The following is a 2,480-nucleotide window of genomic DNA, read 5'->3' as shown; positions in this document are numbered from 1 at the left end:
GTAAGCGCTCGGTGACGGGGCAACTTGTCAGGCGGCCTGCTGGGCTCCGCCTGTCGGTATCCAGTTCCAGGGCAGGAGATCGGCGAGGCGCCTGGCCGGGTGATCGGCGATGCGGGTGAGCACGTCTCGCAGGTAGCCCTCGGGATCGAGCCCGTTCATCTTCGCCGTCTCGATCAGGGTGTAGAACGCCGCCGCACGCTCGGCGCCCAACGCGGACCCGGCGAACAGGTAGTTCTTGCGCCCGACCGCCACGCAGCGCAGCGCCCGCTCGGCCGCGTTGTTGTCGAGGGCGAGACGCCCGTCGTCGAAGGCGCGCATGAGCGCCGGCCAGCGTGCCAGCATGTAGCGCAACGCCTTGGCCAGGTCGGAGCGGCCCGGCACCTGGGCCAGGTTCGTCTCGGCAAACGCCTTCAGCGCTTCGGCCAGCGGCTTCGAGCGGGTCTGTCGCTCGCGGGTGCGAGCATCGGGCGGCTTGCCGTGCAGGTCGCGCTCGACCCCGTAGAGCGCCCCGATCCGCTCCAGCGCCTCCGCCGCAAGCGCCGAGCCCGTCGCGGCGTGCACCTCGAAGATCTTGCGGCGCACATGCGCCCAGCACCCCGCCTCGGTCAGGCCGCCGCCCGCCCGCCTGGCCTCGTACAGCCCGTTGAAGCCGGCATAGCCGTCGGCCACCAACACACCGGAGAAGGCCGCCAGGTGCGCGAGCGGGCGCTCGCCCCGGCGATCGGGCGAGGCAAAGAACACGGCCGCCGGCGGACGGGCGCCGTCGTGGGGGCGTTCGTCGCGCACATAGGTCCACAGCCGTCCGGTGCTCGTCTTGCCCGTGCCGGGCGCCAGCACCGGGATCGGCGTGTCGTCGCCATGCAGGACGTCCGAGCCGCCGATCACCTCCCGGCGCAGAAGCTCGGTCAGCGGCTGCAGCGTCGCCGCGGTCGCGCCGAGCCAGCCCGAGAGCGTCGAGGTCGCCAGTTCGACGCCGTCGCGCGCGTAGATCTCGGCCTGGCGATACAGCGGCAGGTGGTCGTCGAACTTCGCCACCGCGATGTGGGCCAGGAGCCCCGGACCGGCCCGCCCGCGGGGTACCGCATGGTGGGGGGCCGGCGCCTGGACCACCTGCTCGCAGGCGCGGCAGGCAAACGCCTCGCGCACGTGGCGCACGATCTTGAACCGGCCCGGGACGTAGTCGAGGCTCTCGGTGACGTCCTCGCCGATCCGGCGCAAGCTCCCGCCGCAGGCCGGGCAGGCGCAGGGACCGGCGTGGACCACGCTCTCGCGCGGCAGGTGCGCCGGCAGATCCCGCCGGGCGGGCTTGAGCCGAGCGGCCTCCCTCGCCTCGGCGACGACCGGCGTGCCGGCCAGGCGCTCGGCCTCGTCGACCTCCAGCGCCTCGATGGCCAGTTCGAGCTGCTCGAGGCGCGGGCCGAGCTTCTCGGACGAGGTGCCGAACCGCGCCCGCTTCATCCGGGCGAGTTCGCCGCGCAGCTTCTCGATCAGGGTGCTGGCATGAACGGCCTCGCGCGACAGACCGACGATCAGACGCTTGAGCGCGTCGACGTCGTCGGGCAGCGTGGCAGGATCGAGAGCCATGCCAACAGCTTAGCCCCTGCCAGGGGCCGTCGCCACCGGCCCTGACCACGGACGCGGCCACCTCGGTAGTCTGCCGCCTTCACCCCGCGATCATCGGCCGGTCGGTGCGCAGCGGCGCGCGCCAGTCGATCCCCTCCAGCAGCATGGCGAGCTGAGCCGGCGTCAGCGCGGCAGCGGCACCGGCGGTGGACGGCCAGACGAAGCGGCCCTTCTCCAGGCGCTTGGCGAACAGGCACAGGCCCTGGCCGTCCCACCACAGCACCTTGATCAGGTGGCCCTGCCGCCCGCGGAACACGAAGGCCTGGCCCGAGAACGGATCGCGCGCCAGATGGTCCTGGACGAGGGCGGCCAGCCCGTCGAAGCCCTTGCGCATGTCGGTGTGCCCGGTGGCCAGCCAGACGCGGGAGCCGGACGGGACGGGGATCATCGACCGAGCAGCGCGGCGATCGCGCCCTGCAGGAGCGTCAGGTCCGCCCCGGCTGCGGCCCGCACCCGATGCCCGCCCGACAGCTCGATCTCGATCAGGCCCGGCCCAGCCGGCACCTCGGTGGTCGCCGGGGCCGGAGGTGGCAGGGCGAGCGGGATGAAGGTCGGCGGGGCAGCCGCAGCCGGGGCCTGCTGCTCGGCCAGCAAGGCGCGCCGCCATCGGAACAGCAGGCTGGAGTGCAGGCCGTGCCGGCGGGCTACCTCCGAGGCGGTCGTGCCGGGATCGTCCGCCTCGGCCAGGATGAGGCGCTTCTGCTCAGGCGACCAGACGCGGCGCGTGCCCGCAACAACGACGTGAGGAGAGTTGGTCATAGGTCCAGACACAGGGCCGATACAGCGCCATCTGACGCCAGCACCTGTATCCAGAGCAAAGCACTACAGGCACAAGGCGGCCTTCACCGAGCGCTTAC

The 2,480-nt window shown here is 72.7% G+C and carries 3 protein-coding genes; all 3 read right to left on the bottom strand.

Translation table 11 applies throughout. The features are described from left to right. Window positions 1-27: 27 nt before the first annotated feature. Entirely contained in the window at window positions 28-1,584 is a 1,557-nt protein-coding gene (gene tnpC / locus MFF64_RS36380; protein WP_099901673.1) for an IS66 family transposase, read from the bottom strand. 79 nt (window positions 1,585-1,663) lie between these two features. Further along, entirely contained in the window at window positions 1,664-2,011 is a 348-nt protein-coding gene (gene tnpB, locus MFF64_RS36375) for an IS66 family insertion sequence element accessory protein TnpB (RefSeq protein ID WP_238193874.1), read from the bottom strand. Beyond that, a complete protein-coding gene (gene tnpA / locus MFF64_RS36370) occupies window positions 2,008-2,382 on the bottom strand; it encodes an IS66-like element accessory protein TnpA (protein WP_238193872.1) in 375 nt (124 codons plus the stop codon). The genes tnpB and tnpA overlap by 4 nt, the downstream gene beginning before the upstream one ends. Window positions 2,383-2,480 lie beyond the last annotated feature (98 nt).

The organism is Methylobacterium frigidaeris, assembly GCF_022179185.1.
Taxonomy (GTDB): domain Bacteria; phylum Pseudomonadota; class Alphaproteobacteria; order Rhizobiales; family Beijerinckiaceae; genus Methylobacterium; species Methylobacterium frigidaeris.
This window is presented reverse-complemented; position numbering and strand designations above follow the sequence as displayed.

What these genes read in the sequence shown, in the direction of transcription:
- tnpC (WP_099901673.1), bottom strand. Translation starts at nt 1,584, where the DNA reads ATGGCTCTCGATCCTGCCACGCTGCCCGACGACGTCGACGCGCTCAAG.
- tnpB (WP_238193874.1), bottom strand. Translation starts at nt 2,011, where the DNA reads ATGATCCCCGTCCCGTCCGGCTCCCGCGTCTGGCTGGCCACCGGGCAC.
- tnpA (WP_238193872.1), bottom strand. Translation starts at nt 2,382, where the DNA reads ATGACCAACTCTCCTCACGTCGTTGTTGCGGGCACGCGCCGCGTCTGG.